Raw genomic sequence first — 3,893 nt, 5'->3', positions numbered from 1 at the left:
TCGATCGTTCGAAGAAGCCGAACTTCTCGGTCAAGGCCCGCCAGCTGGCCGAAGAAAAGGAAGCAGTGGAACAGTACGGCTCGTCGGATGCCGGTGCTTCGCTGGGCGACATCCTGGGTGCGGCGCTGAAGGCTCGCAACTAAGACTGCCGCTCCCGCAAGAGACAAGCAAAAGCAAGGCCCGCTCGGAGATATCCGGGCGGGCTTTTGCTTTGTGGTCCGCTTTGCTTTGTGATGGGGCGGCGCTAAAGCTGGAGCATGACGCTAGAAATCCACCAGTTCCCGTGCCTGTCCGATAACTACGGATTCCTCATTCACGATCCGGCGAGCGGCGAAACGGCGTGTATCGATACGCCTGATGCCGATGCTTACTTGCGCGAGGCGAGCGCGAAGGGGTGGCGGATTACGCAGATCTGGAACACGCACTGGCATCCCGATCATGCCGGTGGGAATGAAGCGATCAAGGCGGCTACCGGGTGCGTGGTCGTTGCACCTGCGGGGGATGCGGGCAAGATTGCGGGCGTTGATCGAGCGGTGACGCAGGGCGATATGGTGGCACTAGGGGCGTTCTCGACACAGGTGATCGACGTGGGTGGACACACGCTGGGGCATATCGCGTATCACCTGCCGGAAGCCGCGGTGGCGTTCGTGGGCGACGCGCTGTTTCCGCTGGGCTGCGGGCGGATGTTTGAAGGCACGCCCAACCAGTTCTGGGCCAGCCTTGCCCGGTTGAAAGCCCTGCCGGTTGAGACGACGCTCTACAGCGCGCACGAATATACGCAGTCGAACGCGCGGTTTGCAGTGTTTGCCGATCCAGACAATGCGGCGCTGCGGACTTATGCCGAGAGCGTGGACGCGCGACGGGAGCGCGACGAATGGACCGTGCCGACAACGCTTGGCGCGGAGCTGGCGGCCAATCCCTTTTTGCGGTCTGACGATCCCGATATGGCGGCGCGATGGGGCGGGTCGTCGCCCGAACAGACATTTGCCGCACTACGGGCCGCCAAGGACACTTTCCGCTGACGCCGATCCTGCTAAAGCGTCAGTTGACCTTGGGGGAAGCGCATTGCCGAGCGACAGGAAAATCATCCGCGTAACGTCGTTCGACGTGGCCGAAGCGGCGGGCGTGAGCCAATCGACCGTGAGCCGCGCGCTGGCCGGCGACACATCGATCAGTGAACCAACGCGCCAGCGCGTGATGGAAGCCGCAAGGCGCCTGAACTATCAGGTGGACGAAAACGCGGCGCGACTGCGGCGCGGGCGCACGGGCACGCTGGCGGTGGTGATGATCTGCCGGGAAGCGCAGGACCGCAAGGACATCAACCCCTTCTACTTCTCGCTGCTGGGCAGCACTTGCGCTGCGGCATCAGCGCGGGGCTATGAAACGCTGGTGGCGTTTCAGGATGCGCCCGAGAACTTCTGGGGGCACTTTCAGGAACGGCGCAAGGCCGATGGCATGATCGTGATCGGCACGACCACCAATACAGCGGCGTGGGACTATTTCCGCGATATGCCGCAGGGCACGCACTGGACCTGCTGGGGATCGCCCGACAACGACATGCCGTGGGTGCGCAGCGACAACCTTTCCGGCGCAACGCTGGCGACGCGACACCTGCTGGTACGCGGCTACCAGAAGATCGTGTGCATTGGATCAGCCACATCGCCGCAGCGCCAGTTTCAGGAGCGGTATGAAGGCTATGCCGAGGCGATGCGCTCTGCCGGGCATGAACCGCATCTGGTGCAGGTGGAAAGTGGCCTTGCCCGTGAGGAGCAGGGCCGACGTGCGGCCATTGCGCTGGTGGAAAGCGGCGTGGCCTTCGACGCGATCTTTGCCGTGTGCGATGAGATGGCACTTGGCGCGCTGAAAGAACTGACCGTGCGGGGCTATTCCATTCCCGATCAGGTCGGCATCATCGGCTTTGACGGTATCCGCGCGGGCGCTTGGTCCACGCCGCCCCTCACCTCGATCGAGCCGGACTTCCAGATGGCAGGCGGGCTGCTGGTGGAGCAGTTGCTTGCCAAGATCAACGGGACGGAAGGGTCCGGGCGACGGGTGCCGGTGAGGCTGGTGATCCGGGGGTCTACTCGGGCCTAGCCCGCCAAATCTTACGTGGCGACGATCAACCGATATCCCACATCAAGCGTTTCCAGCCCTGCAAGATGGCCATAGCGCCGGTGCCATTCACCGGACCCCATATCCGCTTCAAGCCGGGCCAAGCCGGGATTGATCGTATCGCCAAGTGCCCAGAAGGAAGAACTTCCGCTCCTGTACCGAGCATCGAGATAAACTCTCGGACGCCGCCAGAATGCATAAAGAAACCCATCGGTACAATCATGCGGAACGGGTATCGGGGTAACGGACACTTTGCCCAGATGTTCGGCATAGAAAGCAATTGGCGGCATCTGTCGCGAATCGAGTTCGACAAGTTCGGGCAGATAGTCCGTCAACCACGGACGATGGTCGGGATCATATGTCAGAAGAACCACGGGGCCGCGCGCCACACGACGCATTTCCTTGAGCCCCTTCACCTGGTCCGTCCAGTGGTGCACGCTCAACACTGCCATGACAGCGTCGAACATATTATCGGCAAACGGAAGCGCTTCAGCGTTGGCTTGAACAACCGCTGACCGCTTACCGGAAGGCCGTTGGCGGATCATCTCTGCCGAAGGCTCAACCGCTGTCACCAGACGGCCCTCCGGTTCATATGACCCCGTTCCCGCGCCAACATTCAATACGGTGCGCGCACGGCCAAGAGCATCGTCAATCAGACGCGCAATACGAGGATCTGGATGGCGCAATCGCCTGTAGTCCACACCGATCGTGTCGTAGAGTGCCATTTCAGCTCCGCGAGAAAACGCGGCTGCTTCCTATCAGCAATGGACGACAACCAACAAACGAAACCCCTCCCGGCCTGTTGGCCGGAAGGGGTTTCGTTTGTTGGTCAGCCCTGACGCGCGGTTAGCGGATCAGTTCACCAGGCCAGCGATGGCACCATCGACCAGCGCCTTGTCGGCTCCGGCGGAGTGGTTCTTCGCAATGAGGTTGCGCGCCGCAGCAGTAGCAGCCTCGGCAGCCTTGGCGCGGAGATCATCGACCGCAGCGCGTTCGGCGGCGGCGATCTTGTCCGATGCCATCTTTTCGCGACGGGCGATGGTGGTCGCAGCGTCGGCTTCGGCCTTGGCGACGATGGCTTCGGCTTCGCTCTTGGCGTGCTCTACCATTGCCGCCGCGTCCTTTTCGGCGTTGGCGATCTTGGCAGCGTATTCTGCACGCAGCTTTTCGGCTTCAGCGCGGAGCGCCTTGGCTTCATCAAGCTGCTTGCGGATCGCGCCGATCTGCTTGTCGAGACCACCGACGATCGCGCCGGGCACCTTCTTCATGACAAGAATGCCAAGGAAGATAAGCATGGCCAGCGCCACCCATGCGCTAGGCCCAAGGCCCAGTGCGGAAGGTTCGACGTGGTGTTCGCCGCCAGCCGGTTCGTGCTCGACGACGGCAGTCGTCTCGGCATGATTAGCCATTTGCGAGAACTCCCTTCACGGCGGCTTGTGCGTCTGCAGCGGGGATCGACAGGCCGGCAAGGCGGCTTGCGATGTCCTGCGCGGCTTCTGCGGCAACGCCTTCCACTTCACCCAGCGCCGAAGCGCGGGCAGCGGCAATGCGGGCTTCGGCAGCAGTCACGGTCTCGTCAATACGAGCCGAAGCAGCGGCGAGCTTTGCGTCGGTCGCCTTGGCCGCGTCTGCCTTGGCAGCAGCGATCAGGCTTTGGGCTTCGGCACGCTGCTTGTTCGCCTGAACGCGCCATGCCTCTTCCTCGGCATCGGCGGCAGCCCGTGCAGCTTCGGCAGCGGCAAGGTCGTCGGCGATCTGCTTGTCGCGGCCGTCCATCGTGG

The 3,893-nt window shown here is 62.6% G+C and carries 5 protein-coding genes; 2 read left to right on the top strand and 3 right to left on the bottom strand.

Features of this window, described 5'->3' with window-relative positions; all coding sequences use genetic code 11:
• Positions 1-257 precede the first annotated feature (257 nt).
• Together gloB and ACOVQ0_RS13050 are read left to right on the top strand one after the other, a co-directional pair.
• Complete coding sequence (gloB, locus tag ACOVQ0_RS13055) at positions 258-1,022, top strand: hydroxyacylglutathione hydrolase (RefSeq protein ID WP_421885116.1); 765 nt, start codon at positions 258-260, stop codon at positions 1,020-1,022.
• 43 nt (positions 1,023-1,065) lie between these two features.
• Positions 1,066-2,094, top strand: a complete 1,029-nt coding sequence (locus ACOVQ0_RS13050) for a LacI family DNA-binding transcriptional regulator (RefSeq protein ID WP_421885114.1) — start codon at positions 1,066-1,068, stop codon at positions 2,092-2,094.
• Between the two features lie 11 nt (positions 2,095-2,105).
• On the opposite strand, the gene ACOVQ0_RS13045 is transcribed toward ACOVQ0_RS13050, so the two are convergent.
• From ACOVQ0_RS13045 to ACOVQ0_RS13035, 3 genes are all read right to left on the bottom strand, one after another.
• Positions 2,106-2,837 carry a class I SAM-dependent methyltransferase gene (locus ACOVQ0_RS13045; RefSeq protein ID WP_421885113.1) on the bottom strand — a complete coding sequence of 244 codons (732 nt, stop codon included), beginning with the start codon at positions 2,835-2,837 and terminating at the stop codon, positions 2,106-2,108.
• A gap of 129 nt (positions 2,838-2,966) precedes the next feature.
• Complete coding sequence (locus ACOVQ0_RS13040; protein ID WP_421885111.1) at positions 2,967-3,521, bottom strand: hypothetical protein; 555 nt, start codon at positions 3,519-3,521, stop codon at positions 2,967-2,969.
• The coding region (locus ACOVQ0_RS13035; RefSeq protein ID WP_421885110.1) for an ATPase at positions 3,514-3,893 on the bottom strand (380 nt) is incomplete at its 5' end. The genes ACOVQ0_RS13040 and ACOVQ0_RS13035, both read right to left, overlap by 8 nt.

This window comes from Novosphingobium sp., assembly GCF_049240505.1.
Lineage (GTDB): Bacteria > Pseudomonadota > Alphaproteobacteria > Sphingomonadales > Sphingomonadaceae > Novosphingobium.
The sequence above is the reverse complement of the archived record's forward strand: the minus strand, read 5'-3'. Positions and strand labels throughout refer to the sequence as shown.